At 69.6% G+C, this 19,741-nt stretch carries 19 protein-coding genes and 2 tRNA genes; 14 read left to right on the top strand and 7 right to left on the bottom strand.

Features of this window, described 5'->3' with window-relative positions; genetic code table 11:
* Nucleotides 1-759 precede the first annotated feature (759 nt).
* The 14 genes from GI374_RS09415 (at nucleotide 760) to GI374_RS09350 (ending at nucleotide 15,023) form a co-directional block, all read left to right on the top strand.
* Nucleotides 760-1,146, top strand: coding sequence for a hypothetical protein (locus tag GI374_RS09415; protein ID WP_154336808.1), 387 nt, complete (start codon nucleotides 760-762; stop codon nucleotides 1,144-1,146).
* Between the two features lie 463 nt (nucleotides 1,147-1,609).
* The gene (locus GI374_RS09410; protein WP_370515250.1) at nucleotides 1,610-2,995 is read left to right on the top strand and encodes a PLP-dependent aminotransferase family protein; all 1,386 of its coding nucleotides are present in this window, start codon (nucleotides 1,610-1,612) and stop codon (nucleotides 2,993-2,995) included.
* An 82-nt stretch (nucleotides 2,996-3,077) separates the two neighbouring features.
* On the top strand, nucleotides 3,078-3,863 hold the full coding sequence (ehuA, locus tag GI374_RS09405; RefSeq protein ID WP_154336806.1) for an ectoine/hydroxyectoine ABC transporter ATP-binding protein EhuA: 786 nt from the start codon (nucleotides 3,078-3,080) through the stop codon (nucleotides 3,861-3,863).
* Between the two features lie 35 nt (nucleotides 3,864-3,898).
* Nucleotides 3,899-4,720 carry an ectoine/hydroxyectoine ABC transporter substrate-binding protein EhuB gene (ehuB, locus tag GI374_RS09400; protein ID WP_154336805.1) on the top strand — a complete coding sequence of 274 codons (822 nt, stop codon included), beginning with the start codon at nucleotides 3,899-3,901 and terminating at the stop codon, nucleotides 4,718-4,720.
* 66 nt (nucleotides 4,721-4,786) lie between these two features.
* The gene (gene ehuC / locus GI374_RS09395; protein ID WP_154336804.1) at nucleotides 4,787-5,443 is read left to right on the top strand and encodes an ectoine/hydroxyectoine ABC transporter permease subunit EhuC; all 657 of its coding nucleotides are present in this window, start codon (nucleotides 4,787-4,789) and stop codon (nucleotides 5,441-5,443) included.
* Nucleotides 5,443-6,102 carry an ectoine/hydroxyectoine ABC transporter permease subunit EhuD gene (ehuD, locus tag GI374_RS09390; protein ID WP_154336803.1) on the top strand — a complete coding sequence of 220 codons (660 nt, stop codon included), beginning with the start codon at nucleotides 5,443-5,445 and terminating at the stop codon, nucleotides 6,100-6,102. The genes ehuC and ehuD overlap by 1 nt, the downstream gene beginning before the upstream one ends.
* Nucleotides 6,099-6,836: an ectoine utilization protein EutA gene (gene eutA / locus GI374_RS19180; protein ID WP_154336802.1), complete on the top strand. Its 738-nt coding sequence runs from the start codon at nucleotides 6,099-6,101 to the stop codon at nucleotides 6,834-6,836. Before ehuD ends, eutA begins: the two co-directional genes overlap by 4 nt.
* Before the next feature lie 5 nt (nucleotides 6,837-6,841).
* Nucleotides 6,842-7,813, top strand: coding sequence for a hydroxyectoine utilization dehydratase EutB (gene eutB, locus GI374_RS09380; RefSeq protein WP_154336834.1), 972 nt, complete (start codon nucleotides 6,842-6,844; stop codon nucleotides 7,811-7,813).
* Entirely contained in the window at nucleotides 7,810-8,796 is a 987-nt protein-coding gene (locus GI374_RS09375; RefSeq protein WP_154336801.1) for a cyclodeaminase, read from the top strand. Before eutB ends, GI374_RS09375 begins: the two co-directional genes overlap by 4 nt.
* A gap of 12 nt (nucleotides 8,797-8,808) precedes the next feature.
* Complete coding sequence (doeA, locus tag GI374_RS09370; RefSeq protein ID WP_154336800.1) at nucleotides 8,809-9,990, top strand: ectoine hydrolase DoeA; 1,182 nt, start codon at nucleotides 8,809-8,811, stop codon at nucleotides 9,988-9,990.
* Nucleotides 9,991-9,994: 4 nt separating this feature from the next.
* Nucleotides 9,995-11,074, top strand: a complete 1,080-nt coding sequence (gene doeB, locus GI374_RS09365; RefSeq protein ID WP_154336799.1) for a N(2)-acetyl-L-2,4-diaminobutanoate deacetylase DoeB — start codon at nucleotides 9,995-9,997, stop codon at nucleotides 11,072-11,074.
* A complete protein-coding gene (locus tag GI374_RS09360) occupies nucleotides 11,071-12,522 on the top strand; it encodes an NAD-dependent succinate-semialdehyde dehydrogenase (protein WP_154336798.1) in 1,452 nt (483 codons plus the stop codon). The genes doeB and GI374_RS09360 overlap by 4 nt, the downstream gene beginning before the upstream one ends.
* Before the next feature lie 10 nt (nucleotides 12,523-12,532).
* Nucleotides 12,533-13,903, top strand: coding sequence for an aspartate aminotransferase family protein (locus GI374_RS09355; RefSeq protein ID WP_154336797.1), 1,371 nt, complete (start codon nucleotides 12,533-12,535; stop codon nucleotides 13,901-13,903).
* The gene (locus tag GI374_RS09350; protein WP_370515249.1) at nucleotides 13,896-15,023 is read left to right on the top strand and encodes a zinc-binding dehydrogenase; all 1,128 of its coding nucleotides are present in this window, start codon (nucleotides 13,896-13,898) and stop codon (nucleotides 15,021-15,023) included. The genes GI374_RS09355 and GI374_RS09350 overlap by 8 nt, the downstream gene beginning before the upstream one ends.
* On the opposite strand, the gene GI374_RS09345 is transcribed toward GI374_RS09350, so the two are convergent.
* From GI374_RS09345 to GI374_RS09315, 7 genes are all read right to left on the bottom strand, one after another.
* The gene (locus GI374_RS09345; RefSeq protein WP_154336796.1) at nucleotides 15,020-15,682 is read right to left on the bottom strand and encodes a GntR family transcriptional regulator; all 663 of its coding nucleotides are present in this window, start codon (nucleotides 15,680-15,682) and stop codon (nucleotides 15,020-15,022) included. The genes GI374_RS09350 and GI374_RS09345 overlap by 4 nt on opposite strands.
* The gene (locus GI374_RS09340; protein ID WP_154336795.1) at nucleotides 15,679-16,311 is read right to left on the bottom strand and encodes a flavin reductase family protein; all 633 of its coding nucleotides are present in this window, start codon (nucleotides 16,309-16,311) and stop codon (nucleotides 15,679-15,681) included. The genes GI374_RS09345 and GI374_RS09340 overlap by 4 nt, the downstream gene beginning before the upstream one ends.
* 1 nt (nucleotide 16,312) lies before the next feature.
* Nucleotides 16,313-17,254: a carbon-nitrogen hydrolase family protein gene (locus tag GI374_RS09335; RefSeq protein WP_154336794.1), complete on the bottom strand. Its 942-nt coding sequence runs from the start codon at nucleotides 17,252-17,254 to the stop codon at nucleotides 16,313-16,315.
* A 12-nt stretch (nucleotides 17,255-17,266) separates the two neighbouring features.
* Nucleotides 17,267-18,178, bottom strand: a complete 912-nt coding sequence (locus GI374_RS09330; RefSeq protein ID WP_154336793.1) for a fumarylacetoacetate hydrolase family protein — start codon at nucleotides 18,176-18,178, stop codon at nucleotides 17,267-17,269.
* A gap of 10 nt (nucleotides 18,179-18,188) precedes the next feature.
* Complete coding sequence (locus GI374_RS09325) at nucleotides 18,189-19,307, bottom strand: cupin domain-containing protein (protein WP_154336792.1); 1,119 nt, start codon at nucleotides 19,305-19,307, stop codon at nucleotides 18,189-18,191.
* A 174-nt stretch (nucleotides 19,308-19,481) separates the two neighbouring features.
* Nucleotides 19,482-19,558, bottom strand: a tRNA-Asp gene (locus GI374_RS09320).
* Between the two features lie 26 nt (nucleotides 19,559-19,584).
* Nucleotides 19,585-19,661, bottom strand: a tRNA-Asp gene (locus GI374_RS09315).
* Nucleotides 19,662-19,741 lie beyond the last annotated feature (80 nt).

Below are 19,741 nucleotides of genomic sequence, written 5' to 3'. Positions count from 1 at the left end.
ACAAGCGCGCCGGGCACTTGAGCAATCCGTGAGCTCCGCGCCCGGCGCGCTTGCCCAACCCGAAACCGACCAATACCAAGTCCAAGGACTCTCGTCATGATCGAGGGACGCCGGGGGGGGCAGGTCAGCGCTTTTCGCCTCGGAAATTGGCCCCGACGTTGCGGTTCTGACGGATGGCGCGGAGTATCAGGTCATTCTCGGGTTCGGTCGGTTCGGGTTGGTGACTGGCGGTGGTGTCACCCCACGCGACAACGGCACGCCACGCGAGATCCAAGCATGATTCAAAATATCTGAAAGGCACCCGCCACAGCGTTTGAGGCTCAGAATGTGTATCATGCCTGCGATGGCCCAGAAAATGCTTGTCGCACACTTGTCCGCGCGGCTAAAGAGTTTCCGTTCAGCAGGCTAAATTATTGTTCTCACGCGGGAAAAACGCTTGTTGGACGACGGAATCTTCCTTTCGCAAGGCATATTTCGTCCTCACTCTCCAAACGTGCGCGCATGAGAAGAATAAGCCGCCCGGAAGGGCGATTTTACTATTCGAGAGTGAATGACTCTAGGGCCCTATCGCTTCAGAATTGCGATCGAATGTCAGCCTTACGGTAGATGGTAGCGGCATATTTCGAGGGTTCTCGCATCGGTTGCACGCGGGCTTCCGCCAACGACCTGACAAGACCCTGCTGAAAACCTCCCCCTCAGGCTAGGGTGCACAGATCGCAGCGATCTCCGACGGGTCGACATGGATGGCCACTTGCAGCCATGGACCGGGACGGCGATGTCGGCGGGCTTCGTGCCATCCGGACGGGCCGTTGCCTTGGATACCTGATCGTCCAGCGGCCATCGAAGGCGGTGCGGCCTTCCCTTGATCTGCGCCTTCTCGCCGTTGGTGTGCGCTGCCGCGGGGGCGACAACCGCGTCGCGACGAGGATCTGGCCGCGCGGCAGACAGCCCGCCGCCGTGATCGCCCGGTCAAGGCGCTTGAACAGATCATCCAGAGCGCTCGCGGTTCATCGCCACGCTGGTGGCGGCGGACGGCCGCGAATTCCGCTGCTCTTCTTCGTGGTGACACGACGACTCGATTTCGACTTCCCGGATTTCTCGCGCTCGCGCTGGCCTTCGCGCCGGTCATCCAGCGCTGGCGCATGAGGGCCACTATGACGACGCAGGCGCGGACGCCCGCTTCCCGCCCGAGGACGCTGCTCGCGTCGCGCGCGGGCGACTGGAGGAGCATGCCCCATGTCCTGATCGGACACATCGCGACCGACCGCTTTGTGCGGGAGGCGGCAGGCCGTCCCGTGGCGGTCCGCGAGATGGTGGCGCAAGCCGGCCCGTCACGCCGCGTACGCTCACCGATCCGGCGCGTCGGACAGGGCCAGCCGCCCCGCGAGCGCGTCGCGCTCCTGCATGAGTTCGCCAGTGCGAGATGAGGGTCACGACGCGCCGGGTCGCAACGCCTTGACGAAGTCAGACCACCGCCGGCGGGTTACGGGAGCTCCCCCTTCGGGCACCCCGACCAAGCGGGCGGCATCCGAAGCCGGCCCCTCGCCCCTTGCCAAACGGTACTGCCGATGCACCTTGTCCTGATTGTCCTCACCACGGGCGCATTGTCGTGAGCCACTGGAAGCCTGATCCCGCGAGGCTCGGCCGCCCGGCCTATCTGTCGCTGGCCGACCAGTATGTGCGCGCGATCCGCGCGGGCAGCTTGGGGCCGGGCGACAGGCTGCCGCCGCATCGCAGCCTCGCCTACGATCTCGGCCTTTCGGTCCAGACCGTCTCGCGCGCCTATCGCGAGCTGATCCGGCGCGGGCTGATCTCGGGGGAGGTGGGGCGCGGCTCCTTCGTGCTGCCCCCTGCGGCCGAGAGCGCGCCGCCCTATCTCGCCGAGCGGCCGAGCGAGATCGTCGATCTGTCGATCCTCAAGCCCGTCAGCGAGCCGATGCACCTGCAGCTTCTGCGCGACGGGCTGCACTGGGTCGCGGACCACATGGCGGCCCCGGCGGCGCTGTCCTTCCGGCCGAGTTCCATCATGCCCGTGCATCGCCGGATCGCCGCCGACTGGCTCGCGCGGGGCGGGGTGGAGGCCTCGCCCGACAGCATCGTCATCACCGACGGTGCGACCTCGGCGGTGACGACGGCGGTGATGGCGGCGGTGGTGCCGGGCGGGACGCTGGCGGCGGAGGCGCTGACGCATCACCTGCTGATGCCGCTCTGCCAGTATCTGGGCGTGAGCCTCGAGGGGCTGGCGATGGACGGCGAGGGCCTGCTGCCCGAAGCCCTCGACCAGGCAGCGCGGCGGGGGGCGGTGCGGGCGGTCTATCTGCAACCGGCGGCGATCAACCCGCTGGCGATCCTGATGCCGCCCGCGCGCCGGGCCGAGATCGTCGAGGTCGCCCGCCGCCACGACCTCGCCATCATCGAAAACGACATGCTGAACGCGATGATCGCACCCCGGCCCGCGCCCTTCGCGGCGCTCGCGCCCGAGCGGGTGTTTCACATCAACGGCTTCACCAAATCGACCCTGCCGGGTTTGCGGCTGGCCTATCTCACCGTCCCTGAGCGGTTCGCAGCGGCGGCGGCGAACCGGCATCTGGTGACCAACTGGGTCGCCACGCCGGTCATGGTCGAACTGCTGAGCCACTGGATCACCGATGGCACCGTGGACGAGCTGATCCGCTGGCAGCGGGCGGCGCTGGCCGGGCGGCAGGCGCTGGCCGCCGAGGTGCTGGCTGGCGTTCCTTTCCGCAGCCACCCCCAGGCGCTGCACCTCTGGCTCGACCTGCCGCCCGGCCGCCGCGAGGACGAGTTCGTGACGCAGGCGCGCCTGCGCGGCGTGGCCATCGCCTCGGGCCGGGCCTTCCGCCTCGGCGAGGGCAGCGGCCCTGCCGTCCGCATCGCCCTCGGGGCGACGCGGGCCGAGGACCTGCGCCGCGGCCTCGGCGTCGTCGCCGAGATGCTGCGGTCCGAGCCCGCCGAGGCGCTGCTGCCGCTGTTCTGACGCCGATTGTCATGATCCAAGATTCCGGTTGCCCGGCATTTGTCCTGATGCAAGCCTGCGCGCATCTGACAGGGGGCAGTGCTTGGCCGAGCCGATCATCCGCATCGACAACCTGCGCAAGTCGTTCGGCACGCTGACCGTCATCGACGGCCTGTCCTTCGACGTGGCGAGGGGCGAGAAGCTGGCGCTGATCGGGCCGTCCGGCTCGGGCAAGACCACCATCTTGCGGATCCTCATGACGCTCGAGACGATCTCGGGCGGGCGGATCGAGGTCGCGGGCGAGCCGCTGTTCCACATGGCGAAGAACGGCGCCGAGGTGCCCGCCGACGAGGCGCATCTGCACCGGATGCGCCGCCACATCGGCATGGTGTTCCAGCACTTCAACCTGTTTCCGCACAAGAGCGTGCTCGACAACATCACCCTCGCGCCGATCCTGACCAAGGGCGAGCGGCGGGCCGATGCCGCGGCGCGGGCGCGCGAGTTGCTGGAGATGGTGGGGCTGGCCGACAAGGAAAAGGCCATGCCCGCGCAGCTCTCGGGCGGGCAGAAGCAGCGGGTGGCGATCGCCCGCGCGCTGGCGCTGCAGCCGGATATCATGCTCTTCGACGAGGTGACGTCGGCGCTCGATCCGGAACTGGTGGACGAGGTGCTGCAGGTCATGCGCCGGCTCGCTTCCGAGACCGACATGACCATGCTGCTGGTCACGCATGAGATGGGTTTTGCCAGCGAATTCGCGGACCGCGTGCTCTTCTTCGACAAAGGCCGCATCTGCGAGCAGGGGCCGCCCGACAAGATCTTCCGAAACCCCGAGGAGGAGCGCACCCGCACCTTCCTGCGCAAGATTATCGCCGCGGGGCACCGCGTCTGATGCAACAAACGGCCAGTCCAACAGCGGAGAAAACGATGAGAACGACCCTGATTGCCGCGCTGCTGCTCGCGGCTCCCTTGCCGGCGCTTGCCGAGAAGCTGGACGACCTGCGCGAGCAGGGCTTCGTGCGGATCGCGATCGGCAACGAGCCGCCCTACACGGCGGTGGGCTCGGACGGCACCGTGTCCGGCGCGGCGCCCGACGTGGCCCGCGCGGTGTTCGAGAAGCTCGGCATCCCGGACCTGGAAGCCTCGATCGCCGAATACGGCGCCATGATCCCCAGCCTGCAGGCGGGCCGCGTCGACGTCATCACCGCGGGCCTCTTCATGAAGAAGGAGCGGTGCGACGCGGTGGCCTATTCCGAGCCGATCCTCTGCGACGCCGAGGCGCTGCTGGTCCCCGCGGGCAACCCCAAGGGCTTCCGGTCCTACGAGGACTTCGCCAACCAGCCCGACGCCCGCATCGGGGCGCCCGGCGGCGGCACCGAGGAGCGGCTGGCGCTGGACGCCGGCGTGCCGCGCGACCGCGTGATCGTGGTGCCGGACCCGCAGTCGGGGCTGACCATGCTGCAACAGGGCCGGATCGACGCCTATTCGCTGCCGGTCCTGTCGCTGAACGACTTGCTGTCGAAGTCGGGCGATGACAGCCTCGAGGTCTTCGCGCCGGTGGTCGGCGCACCGGTCTATTGCGACGGCGCCGCCTTCAACAAGAACGACACCGCGCTGCGCGATGCCTTCGACGTCGAGCTGGCAGCGATGAAGGAATCGGGCGAGTTCGCCCAGATCATCGAGCCCTACGGCTTTTCGGCCGACGCCGCGAAATCCACCACGCGCGAGCAGCTCTGCGCCGCGCAGTGATGCCATCGGCCGCGGGGGCACGCGTCCCCGCGGCCGATCCCTGAACCTCGCAAGGCAGGCTGCCGCATGGGCGACTGGCCCGGATATCTCACGCTCATCGTCCAAGGGGCCTGGGTCACGGTCAAGCTGACCGTGATGGGCTCCATCCTGGCCCTGCTGGTGGCGTTTCCCGCGGGCCTCGGGCGGCTCTCGCGCCATGCGCCGGTTCGCTGGCTGGCAACCGCCTATATCGAGTTCTTCCGCGGCACCTCGATTTTCGTCCAGCTGTTCTGGATCTACTTCGTGCTGCCCTTCGCCGGCCTTTCGCTGACGCCGATGCAGGCGGGCGTCACCGCGCTCGGCCTCAATGTCGGGGCCTATGCGGCCGAGGTCGTGCGCGGCGCGATCCTCGCCGTGCCGCGCGAGCAGTTCGAGGCGACGGTGGCGCTGAACCTCACCCGCTTCCAGCGGATGCGCCACGTCATCCTGCCGCAGGCGCTGCCGCTGATGCTGCCGACCTTCGGCAACAACGCGATCGAACTGCTGAAGGCCACCGCGATCGTGTCGCTGATCTCGCTCTCGGACATGACCTTCCAGGCGCAGGTGGTCCGCTCGCAGACCGGCAGCACGCTGATCCCGTTCCTGACGATCCTGCTCCTTTACTTCCTGATGTCCTCGGTCATCTCCACCGGGGTCCGCGCGCTCGAGCGGCGCGTGACCCGCGGCCTCGACGGGGTGCGCTGATGGAGTGGGACTGGGAGTTCGCCGGCCGGGTCCTGCCGCTGCTGCTGTCGGGGCTGAGGGTCACGCTGATCGCCACGGTCCTCGGCGCCGGCGTGGCGGCGGTGCTGGGGCTGGTCTTCGCGATCCTGCGCCGCTCGCCCAACCACTGGATCTCGCGCCCGACCGGCTTCGTGGTCGAGTTCATCCGCGGCACGCCGCTGCTGGTGCAGCTCTACTTCATCTTCTACGTGCTGCCCGAGATCGGCATCCGCCTCTCCCCGCTCGCGGCAGGCGTCCTCGGCATGGGCCTGCACTACGCGACCTACGCCTCCGAGGTCTATCGCGGCGGCATCGAGGCTGTCTCGCGCGGGCAGTGGGAGGCCGCGAAAGCCACCAACCTGACCACGCGTCAAGCCTGGGTGCATGTGATCCTGCCGCAGGCGCTCCCGCCGATGATCCCGGCGATGGCGAACTACCTGCTGGCGATGTTCAAGGAGACGCCGCTGCTGTCCGCGATCACGGTGATCGAGATGATGGGACAGGCGCGGTCGGTTGCGAACTCGACCTACCGCTACATCGAGCCGATGACGCTGGTCGGCGTCATCTTCCTCGTCATCAGCATCATGTCCGTCTTCGGCCTGCGCTGGCTCGAGCGGCGCTTCGGGGGAGGGCACCGATGAGCGTGGTCCTCGACGACCGGCCTCAGCCGCACCGCGTCGGGCTGGTGGCGCTCGCCACCGACCACACGACCGAGCCCGACTTCCACCGCATCCTCAGCCCCCGCGGCATCGGCATCTACGCGACCCGCATCCCCTTCGCCAATCCGGTGACGCCCGCGACGCTGGCCGCCATGGCGCCCGACGTCACCGCGGCGGCGGCCTTGATCCTGCCCGACGAGCCGCTGGATGCGGTCGTCTATAGCTGCACCTCGGCCTCGGTGGTGATCGGCGACGAGGCGGTGCGCGAGGCGATCCGCGCCGGCAAGCCGGGGGCGGAGGCGATCACGCCCATCTCCGCGGGCTTCGCCGCGCTCAAGGCGCTCGGCGCGCGGCGGATCACGCTGGTGACGCCCTATACGGCTGAGACGACCCGGCCGATGGCCGCATGCTTCGAGGCCGGCGGGTTCGAGTTGGCCGGCGTGACCTGCCTCGGCCTGACCGACGACCGCGCGATGGCGCGGATTTCGCGGGACAGCATCGTGGAGGCCGCCCGCGCGGCCGTGATCCCCGGCAGCGAGGCGCTGTTCTTCGCCTGCACCGCCGTCCGCGCCGCGGGCGTGATCGACCGCATCGAGGCGGCGACCGGCATCCCCGCGGTCTCGGCCAATTACGCCACCGCCTGGGCCGTCCTGCGTGCCTGCGGCGACGCGGGGGCGGCAGCGCCGGGGCGACTGATGACCTTGGGGATGCCGTGAGCGCGCTGCCGGTAACACTTTCCGACATCGAGGCCGCCCGCGACCGGATCGCGGGCCGCGTACGCCGAACGCCGATGGTCCGCGACGAGGCGCTCACGGCGCGGCTCGGCCATCCGGTGCTGCTGAAATGCGAATACCGGCAGGCCACCGGCGCCTTCAAGCTGCGCGGCGCAACCAACGCGCTGCTCACGCTGCCGCCCGAACGGCTGGCGCGCGGCGTCGTGACGGCTTCGACCGGCAATCACGGCCGCGCGGTGGCGCATGCGGCGCGGGAGTTGGCGGTGCGGGCGGTGGTCTGCCTGTCGCGGCTGGTCCCGCAGAACAAGGTCGCCGCGATCCGCGATCTTGGGGCGGAGGTCCGTATCGTGGGTGCCAGTCAGGATGATGCGATGCTCGAGGTCGCCCGTGCGGTGGCCGAGGAGGGCATGACCGAGGTTCCGCCCTTCGATGACCCGGCGGTGGTGGCGGGGCAAGGGACGCTGGGGCTGGAGATCGTCGAGGACTGCCCGGAGGTCGCGTCCGTCCTGGTGCCGCTCTCTGGCGGCGGGTTGGCCGGGGGCATCGCCGTCGCTGTCAAGGCGCTGCGACCGCAGGCGCGGGTAATCGGCGTCACGATGGAACGCGGGGCGGCGATGCATGCGAGCCTGGCGGCAGGCCGGCCGGTCGAGGTCGAGGAACTCCCGAGCCTCGCCGATTCCCTCGGCGGCGGCATCGGGCTGCAGAACCGCGTCACCTTCCCGCTCTGCCGTGCGCTGCTCGATGGCACGGTGCTGCTGACCGAGGCCGAGATCGCCGCGGGCATCCGCCACCTTGGCCGCCAAGGCCATACCGTCGAGGGCGCGGCCGCCGTCGGCATCGCCGCGTTGCTTGCGGGGAAGGTCCGCGCGGATGGCCCGACCGTCGCCCTCCTCTCCGGCGGCAACATCGCCCTCGACCTCCATGCCCGCATCATGGCTGGGGCGGAGGCCGTCGCATGAGACCGCCCGTCACCATCCTGACCGAGGCCGACCTTCGCGTCCTCGTGCCGCTCGACCTCGATGCCATCAACTGCATCGAATCCGCCTTCGCCGCGCTCGCGACGAAGCCCGTCGCCATGCCAGAGGTCCTGCGCCTCGACATTCCCGAGCATCGCGGCGAGGTGGACGTGAAGACGGCGTATATCCCCGGCCTCGACCACTTCGCCATCAAGATCAGCCCCGGCTTCTTTGGCAATCCAGGCCTCGGCCTGCCCTCGACCAACGGCATGATGGTGGTGCTGTCGGCGCGCACCGGGCTGGTCGAGGCGCTGCTGCTCGACAACGGCTACCTGACGGATGTGCGGACCGCCGCCGCGGGCGCGGTCGCCGCGCGGCATCTGGCGCGCGAGGAGGCGCGGGTGGCGGCGGTGCTGGGCGCGGGGATGCAGGCGCGGATGCAGCTTCTCGCGCTGAAGCTGGTGCGGCGCATCCACGAGGTCCGCGTCTGGGCGCGCGACCCCGATCAGGCGCGGTGCTTCGCCGCGGAGATGGGCGAGGCGCGGGGCGTTACCGTTACCGTCTCGGCCACCGCGATGGAGGCCGCGCGCGGCGCTGACGTCGTCCTGACCACCACCCCCGCGACCACGCCGATCCTCTCCGACGTCGCGCCCGGCACCCACCTCACCGCGATGGGCTCGGACGCCGAGCACAAGAACGAACTGGCGCCGGCGCTGCTCGCCCGGGCGACCTACGTTGCCGACCGCCTCGCGCAGACCCGCCGTCTCGGCGAATTGCACCACGCCATCACCGCGGGCCTGATCGCGGCCGACGCCGATTTTCCCGAACTCGGCCAGATCGTCGCCGGCCTCGCCCCCGGCCGGCCTGACGCGCAGGCCATCACCATCGCCGACCTCACCGGCACCGGCATCCAGGACACCGCCATCGCCGCGCTCGCGCTCTCCCGCGCCAAGGCGGCGGGGGCAGGGCAACGTTTCACCGTCTGATTTGGGACCATCATGCCAGACATCCCCCTGAAGTTCACCCGCGAGGAATACGCGCAGCGCCTCGACAAGACCCGTCGCGCGATGGAGGCGAAAGGCGTCGATCTGCTGATCGTCACCGATCCCAGCAACATGAACTGGCTGACCGGCTATGACGGCTGGTCCTTCTACGTCCATCAATGCGTGGTGGTCCCGCCGGACGGCGAGCCGATCTTCTTCGGCCGCGCGATGGATGCCGTGGGCGCGCGCTTCACGGCCTACATCGCCGAAGCCAGCATCATCGGCTACCCCGACGACTACGTGCAGAACACGGCCAAGCACCCGATGGACCTGCTGTCCTCGATCCTGAAGGACAAGGGCTGGGGTGCCCGGCGCATCGGCGTCGAGATGGACAACTACTGGTTCACCGCCCGCGCCTTCGCGGCCTTGCAGGCGGGCCTGCCCGACGCGAGGTTCTCCGACACCACCGCCCTCGTGAACTGGCAGCGGGCGGTCAAGTCGCCGACCGAACTGGACTACATGCGCAAGGCCGGCGCGATCGTGACCGAGATGCACCGCCGGATCGTCGAGGTGATCGAGCCGGGGATGCGGAAGAACGACCTCGTGGCGGAGATCTATGACGCGGGCATCCGCGGCACCGAGGAGTTCGGCGGCGACTACCCGGCCATCGTGCCGCTCCTGCCTTCGGGGCGCGAGGCGGCGGCGGCGCATCTGACCTGGGACGACAAGCCCCTGCGCGCGGGCGAGGGGACGTTCTTCGAGATCGCCGGCTGCCACAACCGCTACCACTGCCCGCTCTCGCGCACAGTGTTCCTGGGCAAGCCGCCCAAGGTCTTCATCGAGGGCGAGAAGGCGGTGCTGGAGGGGATGGAGGCGGGCCTCGAGGCCGCCCGCGCGGGCAACACCTGCGAGCAGTTCGCGGGCGCCTTCTTCGACGTGCTGAAGAAATACGGCATCGTGAAGGACGGCCGCACCGGATACGGCATCGGCGTCAGCTACCCGCCCGACTGGGGCGAGCGCACCATGTCGCTGCGTCCCGGCGACCGGACCGTGATGCAGCCGGGCATGACCTTCCACTTCATGACCGGCCTCTGGTCCGAGGAGATGGGGCTGGAGATCACCGAGTCGCTGGTCATCACCGAGGGCGCGCCGGAACTGCTGGCCAACGTCCCGCGCCAGCTCTTCGTGAAGGACTGAGGCGATGCTCGTCCACGCCCCCGAACTGCGCCCCTCGCCGGTCCTCGCCACGGTGGATTTCGACCGCGACGGCATCCAGCACGGTTTTCTGCGCCTGCCCTACAGCCGCGACGACTCGGCCTGGGGGTCGGTGGTGATCCCCGTCACCGTGATCCGCAACGGCGAGGGGCCGACCGCGCTCCTGACCGGGGCCAACCACGGCGACGAATACGAGGGGCCGCTGGCGCTCTTCGACCTCGCGGCGAGCCTGAAGCCCGAGGACATCCGCGGCCGCGTCATCATCGTGCCCGCGATGAACCAGCCCGCCTTCGCGGCGGGCACGCGGACCTCGCCCATCGACCGCGGCAACCTCAACCGCAGCTTTCCGGGGCATCCGGGCGGCACCGTCACGGAAAAGATCGCGGACTACTTCCAGCGGGTGCTGCTGCCGATGGCCGACGTGGTGCTGGACTTCCACTCGGGCGGCAAGACGCTGGATTTCCTGCCCTGGTGCGCGGCGCATATCCTGCCGGGGGACAATCCCGAGACCCGCGCGCAGGAGGCCCGCGCCTTCGAGCTGGTCGAGGCCTTCGGCGCGCCGTGGTCCGTGCGGATGCTCGAGATCGACGCCATCGGCATGTATGACACCGCCGCCGAGGAGATGGGGAAGGTATTCGTCACGACCGAACTCGGCGGCGGCGGTACCGCCACCGCCCGCACCACGCGGATCGCGCGGGAGGGGCTGCGGAACGTGCTGGTCGCGTCGGGCATCCTGCCGGGGGAGGTTCCGCCGGCGAAAACCCGCTGGCTCGACATGCCCGACTCCGATTGTTTCGTCTTCGCCGAGGATGGCGGGCTGGTCGAGTTCAAGGCCGACCTTGGCGACAAGGTGCGCAAGGGCGAGCCGATCGCCTGCCTCTGGCCCACGGGCCGCACCGGGGTGCCGCCGACGGTCCTGCCCGCGGGCCGCTCGGGCATTCTCTGCGCACGGCATGTGCCGGGGATCGTCAAGCCCGGCGACTGCGTGGCCGTGGTCGCGGTCGAGGTTGGCGGGGCGGAGGACATGGAAGGGCCGGGGCCGCGCGAAGTGGAGAGCCTCGTATGACGCTCGGGTTGCGGGACGGGGCGCTGCTGCGGCGCGACGCCTGGGTGGATGGCGCATGGGTCGAGGGCGCGGGCCGCTTCGCCGTGACCGACCCCGCGACCGGCGACGTGGTGGCGCAGGTCGCGCGGCTCGACGCCGCCGCCGCGAGTGCCGCCGTCGATGCCGCGCACCGCGCCTTCGACGACTGGGCCTGGGCGCTGCCGGGCGACAAGGCCGCGCTGCTGCGCCGCTGGTTCGAGTTGATCGTGGAGCACCGCGAGGACCTCGCCCGCATCATGGTGGCCGAGCAGGGCAAGCCGCTCTCCGAAGCGCGGGGCGAGATCGACTATGCGGCGAGCTTCGTCGAGTTCTACGCCGAGGAGGCCAAGCGTCCGAACATCGAGGGCGTGACCTCGCACCTCGCAACCGCCGAGATGGAGCTGTGGCGCGAGCCGGTGGGCGTCGCGGCGCTGATCACGCCGTGGAACTTCCCCTCCGCCATGCTGGCCCGCAAGGCCGCCGCCGCCATTGCCGCGGGCTGCACCTGCGTCTGCCATCCTTCCGCCGAGACCCCGCTCTCGGCCCTCGCGCTCGCGGAACTGGCCAACCGGGCCGGTCTCCCGCCGGGCGTCTTCAACGTCGTCACCGGCGACGCGCCCGAGATCGTCGGCGCCTGGACCGCCGACGCCCGTGTCCGCGCGCTCTCCTTCACCGGCTCGACGCAGGTCGGCCGGCTCCTCTACCGCCAGTCGGCCGACACCGTGAAGCGCCTCGTGCTGGAGCTTGGCGGGCACGCGCCCTTCATCGTCTTCGCCGAGGCCGACCTCGATCTCGCCGTGGCGGAGGCGATCAAGGCCAAGTTCGCCACCACCGGGCAGGATTGCCTCGGCGCCAACCGCTTCCTGATCGAGCGCCCGGTCTATGACGCCTTCTGCGCGCGGTTCACCGAAGCGGTGAAGGCGCTGACCCTCGGCCCCGGCATGGAGGACCGCGACCTCGGCCCGCTGATGAACGAGAGCGCCGTCGCCAAGCAGGAGGAGCATGTGCGCGATGCGATCGCTCGCGGTGCGAAGCTGCTGACCGGGGGCGAGCGCGACCCGCAGGGGCCGCTGTTCTTTCAGCCGACCGTGCTGGCCGATGTGCCCACCGATGCGCTGATCTTCCGCGAGGAAACCTTCGGCCCCGTCGCCGCCATCGCCCCTTTCGACACCGAGGACGACGCCGTGCGGCTCGCCAACGCCACCGAATACGGCCTCGTCGCCTATCTCCACAGCCAGGACCCGCGCCGCATCTACCGGCTGTCGCGGTCGCTCGACTTCGGCATGGTCGCGGTCAACCGCACCAAGGTCACAGGGCCGCCGATCCCCTTCGGTGGCATGAAGCAGTCGGGCCTTGGCCGCGAGGGCTCGCGCCACGGGCTCGAAGCCTTCACCGATATCAAATACATCTGCCGCGACTGGTCGGAATGAGGAACATCTGATGCTGACGAATGACGAACTCGCCCGCTGGGACCGCGAGAGCTTCTTCCACCCCTCGACCCACCTCGCGCAATTCGCGCGCGGCGAGGGGGCGCAGCGGATCGTGACCGGCGGCGAGGGCTGTCACATCACGGACCGCGACGGCAACCGGCTGCTGGACGGCTTCGCGGGGCTCTATTGCGTCAACGTGGGTTATGGCCGGTCCGAGATCGCGGAGGCCATCGCCGAGCAGGCGCGCGAGCTGGCCTATTACCATGCCTATGCCGGGCACGGCTCCGAGGCGTCGATCACGCTTGCCAAGATGGTGATGGACCGCGCCCCCGAGGGGATGGCGCGGGTCTATTTCGGGCTGTCGGGGTCTGACGCGAACGAGACCAACATCAAGCTGGTCTGGTATTACAACAACATCCGCGGGCTGCCGCAGAAGAAGAAGATAATCAGCCGCTGGCGAGGCTATCATGGCTCGGGCCTGATGACGGGCTCGCTGACCGGGCTCGAGCTGTTCCACAGGAAGTTCGACCTGCCGCTCGCGCAGGTGATCCACACCGAGGCGCCCTACTACTACCGTCGCCCTGACCTCTCGATGTCCGAGGCGGAGTTCGTGGCCTATTGCGCGGACGCGCTCGAAAAACTGATCGCGCAGGAGGGCGCCGATACCATCGCTGCCTTCATCGGCGAGCCGGTCCTGGGCACCGGCGGCATCGTGCCGCCGCCCGAGGGCTACTGGCAGGCGATCCAGGCGGTGCTGGACCGCCACGACATCCTGCTGATCGCGGATGAGGTGGTGACTGGCTTCGGTCGCCTCGGGTCCATGTTCGGCTCGGACCACTACGGGATGCGGCCCGACCTCATCACCTGCGCCAAGGGCCTGACCTCGGCCTATGCGCCGCTCTCGGGCAGCATCGTGGGGCAACGGATGTGGGACGTGCTGATGCAGGGCACGGACGAAAATGGGGTGCTGGGGCATGGCTGGACCTATTCGGCGCATCCGATCGGCGCGGCGGCGGGGGTGGCGAACCTGAAGCTGATCGACTCGCTTGGTCTGGTGGAGAACGCCGGGACCGTGGGCGCCTATCTGAACCAGCAGATGCGGGCGGCCTTTGGCGACCACCCGAATGTCGGGGACATCCGCGGGGAGGGGATGCTCTGCGCGGTCGAACTGGTGAAGGACCGCGACGGCCGCGTGTTCTTCGACAGCTCCGAGGGCACCGGGGCCAAGGTCGCCGCGGCGATGCTGCGCCGGGGCGTGATCGCGCGGGCGATGCCGCAGGGCGATATCCTCGGCTTCGCGCCGCCGCTCTGCCTCACGCGGGCCGAGGCCGACACCATCGTCGGCGCGACGGCCGAAGCGGTGCGGGAAGTCTGTGGCTGACCTCCCCGCCACGATGCAGGCCGCCGTGCTGACCGGGCATGGCGGCCCCGAGATGCTGGATATCCGCAGCGACTGGCCGGTGCCGAGGCCGGGACCGGGCGAGGTGCTGGTCCGCATCACCGCCACCGCGAAGAACAACACCGACCGCAAGGTGCGCGAGGGGCTCTATTCCACGCGCGATGACGCGGCGGTGGCGTCCTTCGCAATGGCGGGCGACACGCTGCGCTTTCCGCGCATCCAGGGGGCGGACGTGGTCGGCCGCGTCGCCGCCGTGGGCGAGGGCGTGGACGCCGCCCGGATCGGCGAGCGGGGGCTGCTGGACTTCAACATCTACCCCGACGCGCAGCCCGACCTGAACCTCGCGCCGGACTACTACGGTCACGGGGCGGACGGAGGCTTTGCGGAATACGGGGTGTTCCCGTCCGACCAGTTCCACGCCGTCGCGGGCGCGCTGACCGATGCCGAACTGGCGACGCTCGGCATGTGCTCGTGGCAGACGGCGCTGCACATGCTGACCTCGGCCGGGGTCGCGGAGGGCGAGCATGTGCTGGTCACCGGCGCAAGCGGCGGGGTCGGCGCGGCGCTGATCCAGCTCTGCCGGGTGCTGGGCGCGGTGCCCCACGCCCTTGCCAGCCCCGGCAAGGAGGCGGGCCTGCTGGGCCTCGGTGCCGCTTCGGTGATCGACCGCTCGCGGTCGGACTGGCCCGATGCGGCCGGCAGCGCGGGGGTCGACGCAGTCATGGACCTCGTCGGCGGCGAGATGACGCCGCGGCTGATCGAGCTCATGTGCCGCGACCTGCGCGCGCGCCGAACGCCCCCGCGACTCTCCATCGCCGGAGCCTCGGCTGGCGCGGTGACGCGCATCCCCTGGGCGCTGATCTATCTCAACCAGGTCCAGATCTTCGGCGTCTCGCATGGCACGCGCGCGGAGGCAGGGCGGCTCGTCGGCTGGATTCGCGAGGGACGCCTCCGGCCGATCCTCGCCGGGACAATGCGACTTTCGCAGTTGCGCGAGGCCGAGGCGCGGTTTGCCGACCGCGGCGCGGATTTCCTCGGCAAGCTGGTGATCGTGCCCGACAGCCAGTGGGATCAGCACGGCGCCGCCTCGGCGCTGGCCTAGGCTTCGAGCGGGTGGATCGCCTCTGCCGTGCGGCGGTAATGGGCGGTCAGCAACTCCACGGCCTCGTCCTCGCGCCGATCCAGCGTGGCGTGCATGATCTCGCGATGCTCCCTCGACACGTCGCGGCGGGTCCTGCCGCGGGCCGGCGTGAAGGTCAGCAGGCGGTAGCGCTGCGTCTCGGCGTGGAGCTGGTGGAAGAGGTCGAGCAGCCGCGGCGAGCCGCAGGCGCGGAGCAGCGCGAGGTGGAAGTCACGGTGCCGGGCCTCCAGCTCCGCAAGGTCCGCGTCGGCCGCCGCCTCGGCCCCGTCGAGCCGCCGCGACAGGAGGTCGAGCGCGTGGAAGGTGGCCACCACCTCCGCCTCCCAGGCGTCGTCGCCGCGGGCGATGGCGCGGCGCAGCGCCTCGGCCTCGATCAGGATGCGCACCTCCATCGCGTCCCAGAGCTCGGCCGGCGAGACCGGCGAGACGACGAAGCCGCGGCCCGGCCCGTTCACCACGAGACGCTCGGCCTGCAACCGGTTCAGCGCCTCGCGAAGCGGCGAGAAGCTGGTGCCGTAGCGGGATTTCAGGAACTCCAGCCGCAGCGGCTGGTCGGGCAGCAGGCGGCCGCGCAGGATGTCGTCGCGCAGGCTGTGATAAGTGCTTTCGGCCAGCGTCATCCTGTTGCCTCCTGCCGCGCCGCCCAGGTCGGGCGCTCCATCTGGAAGCGGTCGGTGCTGCGGACATAGCCGCCGCTGCCGTGCATCCGCCCGATCAGGCTGAGTCCCACGGTGTCGATGTAGCAGCGCCCGGCGTCCAGCACGTAGCGGTCCGCGATATGCGCGCAGAGGACGCGTCCGATCACGATGGTCTGCAACGGCCCCGTCACCAGCGAGGTCAGCATCCGGCATTCCAGCGACACTGGCGCACTGGCGATCCGGGGCGGGAGGACGGAGCGCGACTCGGCTGTCTCCAGCCCGGCGAGGGCCAACTCGTCCACGTCGGGCGGCGCGTCGATGCAGGTTTCGTTCATGGCCGCGGCGTTCGCCTCGTCCACGAGGTTCACGACGAACTCGGCCGTCTCGAGGATGTTGCGGGCGCTGTCCTTCAGCCGCCCCTCGGCGGGCATCAGGCCGATGGCGACGGTGGGCGGGTTCGGCCCCATCATGTTGAAGAAGCTGTAGGGCGCCGCGTTGCGGACGCCCTCGGGCGACAGGCTGGTGATCCAGGCGATCGGACGCGGCACGATCAAGGCGGACAGCACCTTGTAGGCCTCCTGCGCCGTCAGCGTCTCCAGGTCGAAGAGCATGTCAGGGGTCCGCAGCCGAGAGCACCGCCACCGGCGCCTTCGGCCGGTCGTCCACCGTCAGGCGGAACACGTCGGGGCGCGAGTAGTGGCCGGCCACGTCGAAGTCGAACTTGCCGCGCAGGATCTGGTCGGGGTCGATCTCGGCATAGAGGATCGTCTCGCCCGAGAAATCCGGCCCGGCCAGCACCCGGCCCAGCGGGTCCACGATGGCGCTGCCGCCGCGCATCATCACCGTCCCGCCCTCGTCGCCGAGGGCCGATTCGTGCTCGGCCGAATAGGCGCCGCGGGTGATGTGCTGGCAGGCGGTCAGCACGAAGCAGCGGCCTTCGAGGGCGATGTGCTGCATCGTCGGCAGCCAGGTGTCGCGGTCGTCGGCGGTGGGCGCGCAGTAGATGCCGACGCCCTGCGAATACATGTGCATCCGCAGCATGGGCATGTAGTTCTCCCAGCAGATCACCGCGCCTACCCGGCCGAGCGGCGTCTCGAAGACCGGCATGGTCGAGCCGTCGCCGAAACCCCAGATCAGCCGCTCGCCCGCGGTGGGCATCAGCTTGCGGTGCTTGCCGATCAGCCCCTTCGCGCCGTCGAGATAGAGGACGGTGCAGTAGAGGGTGCCGCCGTCGCGCTCGATCACGCCCATGACGGCGAAGATGCCGGTGGCGGCGGTGGCTTCCGCGAGGATCGCCACCTCCTCGCCGCCGAGGTCGATGGCGGCCTCGTGGTAGCGGCGGAAGGCCTCGCGGCCCTCAGGGCGGCGCATGCCGATGGGTGCGCCGAAGGAGGCGCCCTTGGGATAGCCGCCGATGAAGGCCTCGGGGAAGACGATCAGGCTCGCGCCCTCGGCACCCGCCTTGCGGATCGCGTCGGCGGCCTTGCGGGCCGAGGCGGCGGGATCGTCGGGGACCGAGGCGAGCTGGGCGACGGCGGCTTTCCAGGGCTTCATGGGGGCCTCCCCTCAGACGGCCACGACGGGGTGGCGAATGGTGCCGATCCCCTCGACGCAGGCGACGACCACGTCGCCGGGCCAGAGCCATTCCTGCGGCTCGCGCCCCGCGCCGACGCCGTCCGGCGTGCCGCTGGCGATGATGTCGCCGGGCTCGAGCGTGATCCCGGCGCTGATATCCGCCACCAGATGCGCCACGTTGAAGAGCATGTGCCGGGTGTTCGAGCGCTGCTTCTCCTCGCCGTTCACGGTCAGCCACAGGTCGAGCGCCTGCGGGTCGGGGATCTCGTCGGCGGTCACGATGCAGGGGCCGAAGGGGGCGTAGGTGTCCATGCCCTTGGAATAGACCCACTGGCCGGCGCGGCGGTTGTCGCGCGCGCTCACGTCGATCATCACGCTGTAGCCGAAGACATGCGAGAGCGCGTCGGCCTCGTCGATGCGCCGCGCGGTGCGGCCGATGATGACGGCCAGTTCCACCTCCCAGTCGAGCTGCTGGGTGATCTTCGCGTTATGCTCGATCGCCTCGCCGGGGCCGATGACGGTGGTCGGCGGCTTGGTGAAGATGATCGGCTGCTTCGGCAGGTCCTTCGAGGTGTCGAGGGTGCGCGCGGATTCCGCGATATGCTCGACATAGTTCAGGCCGATGCCGAAGATGTTCTTCCGCGGCCGGGGGATCGGCGCCAGCAGCTTCACGTCCACGAGCGGCAGCGCCACCCCCGGCACGAGGCGGCCGCGGCTCTCCTCCAGCAGCTCGCGCAGGGTGTCGAGCGCGGTCGGCCCGAGGTCGATCAGGTCCAGCATCGAGTCGGGCATGGCCACACCCGCAGCCTCGCCGAGCAGCTCGACGTCGATCACGAGGTCATTCTCGACCACCCCGAGGCGTGCCGCGGCCTCGATGCCGCTGCGGTAGGTCACAAGGCGCATGTCGCTTCCTTCAGGTCAGGATGGGTTGCTGGCCGCCGTTCTCGCCGAAGGCTTCCTCGCGATAGAGGCCGAGGGCGTTCATCACCGGCATGTCGTTGAAGGCGAACAGGCACGCATCCTCGCTGTCCGAGGCGTTGGCATGCTCGTGCCAGGCCCATGAGGGGACGCAGAAGATGTCGCGCTCCTGCCAGTCGAAGCGTTTGCCGTTGATGATCGAATAGCCCCGGCCCTTGGCGCACTGGTAGAGGAAGCTGCCGGTATGGCGATGCGCGCGGGTCTTCTCGCCCGGCCGCAGCATCTGCATCGAGGCGCCGATGGTCTGCATCACCGGCCCGCCGCTCACGGGGTTGATGTAGTTCATCATCACGCCGTCGAAATCCGAGCCGTCCGTGACCTCCGAATAGCGCGTCAGCGCGTCGTAGGTGCGGGTCCACTCATACTTCAGCAGCGGCGAGTAGGGCTTGGTCCAGGTCTCGCCGGCCGGCAGCAGGCCGGGATTGCCCCAGGCCGCGGGCATCGAGTTCACCGGATGCCCCACCGCCTGCTGCAACTCGGGGTGGACGACATAGAAGTTCGCCTCGAGGGCGTTCATCAGCGGGATGTCGAGGCCGTCCTGCCAGATGCAGGGCTCGCCGTCCTCGGAAACGCCATGCTCGTGCCAGGTGCCGTTCGGGGTCAGCACGAAGTCGTTGGCGCCGAGCGTCATCTTGTGGCCATCGACGATCGTGTAGGCGCCTGCGCCTTCCATGATGAAGCGCAGCGCCGAGGCGGAATGGGCATGGGCCGAGGCGACCTCGCCCGGTTGCATGACCTGCAGGCCGGAATAGAGCCAGCCGACCGCCGCCGAGACCTCCTGCCGGCCCGGGTTGTTGAGATAGATCACCCGGCGGCCCGCCTTCTCGGGCGTGACCAGATCGACCGAGCGCAGCACATGCTCGCGCAGGTCGCGGTAGCGCCAGAGGACGGGCTTGGAAGCCGAGGCGGGCTGCCAAGGCTCGATCTTGTTCGCCACGGTCCAGAGCGCGCCCGCCTCGAGCCTCTCGAGCTCGTCGTAATAGGCCAGCAGTTCGGGCGTGTCCTCGACGTTCGCGCGGCCGGCGACGTCCTCGCGATAGTTCTCGCGCGCCATGATGTGCCTTCCCCTCTCCCGAGTGTTCGCCGCAAAGTTATCGGCGAGGATTTTCGAAAGCAAGGCTCTTTGTCCAAAATCATGCGCCACGCAACAACGCGGTGAACGCGCAGCTGCGCCGCGCGACGCCGCGTGAGGATCGGACACGTTGACATGCAAATCGCAGGGGGAGGGTGGCGCGGTTGACGGGGCTCGAACCCGCGACCCCCGGCGTGACAGGCCGGTACTCTAACCGACTGAGCTACAACCGCGCGCTTCCCGTGGCGACATGTGGTGGTGGCGCGGTTGACGGGGCTCGAACCCGCGACCCCCGGCGTGACAGGCCGGTACTCTAACCAACTGAGCTACAACCGCGCAGACCACCCCCGGATCGCCTCCGAGGTGACGGGGACTTACGGAAAGCCCTGCGGGGCGTCAAGGCCGGATCGTCCGAG

It is taken from the genome of Paracoccus sp. S-4012 (assembly GCF_009674885.1).
In the GTDB taxonomy this organism is placed as follows: Bacteria; Pseudomonadota; Alphaproteobacteria; order Rhodobacterales; family Rhodobacteraceae; genus Paracoccus.
Note: the sequence above shows the minus strand (reverse complement) of the source record. Positions and strands in the feature narration are given on the sequence as shown.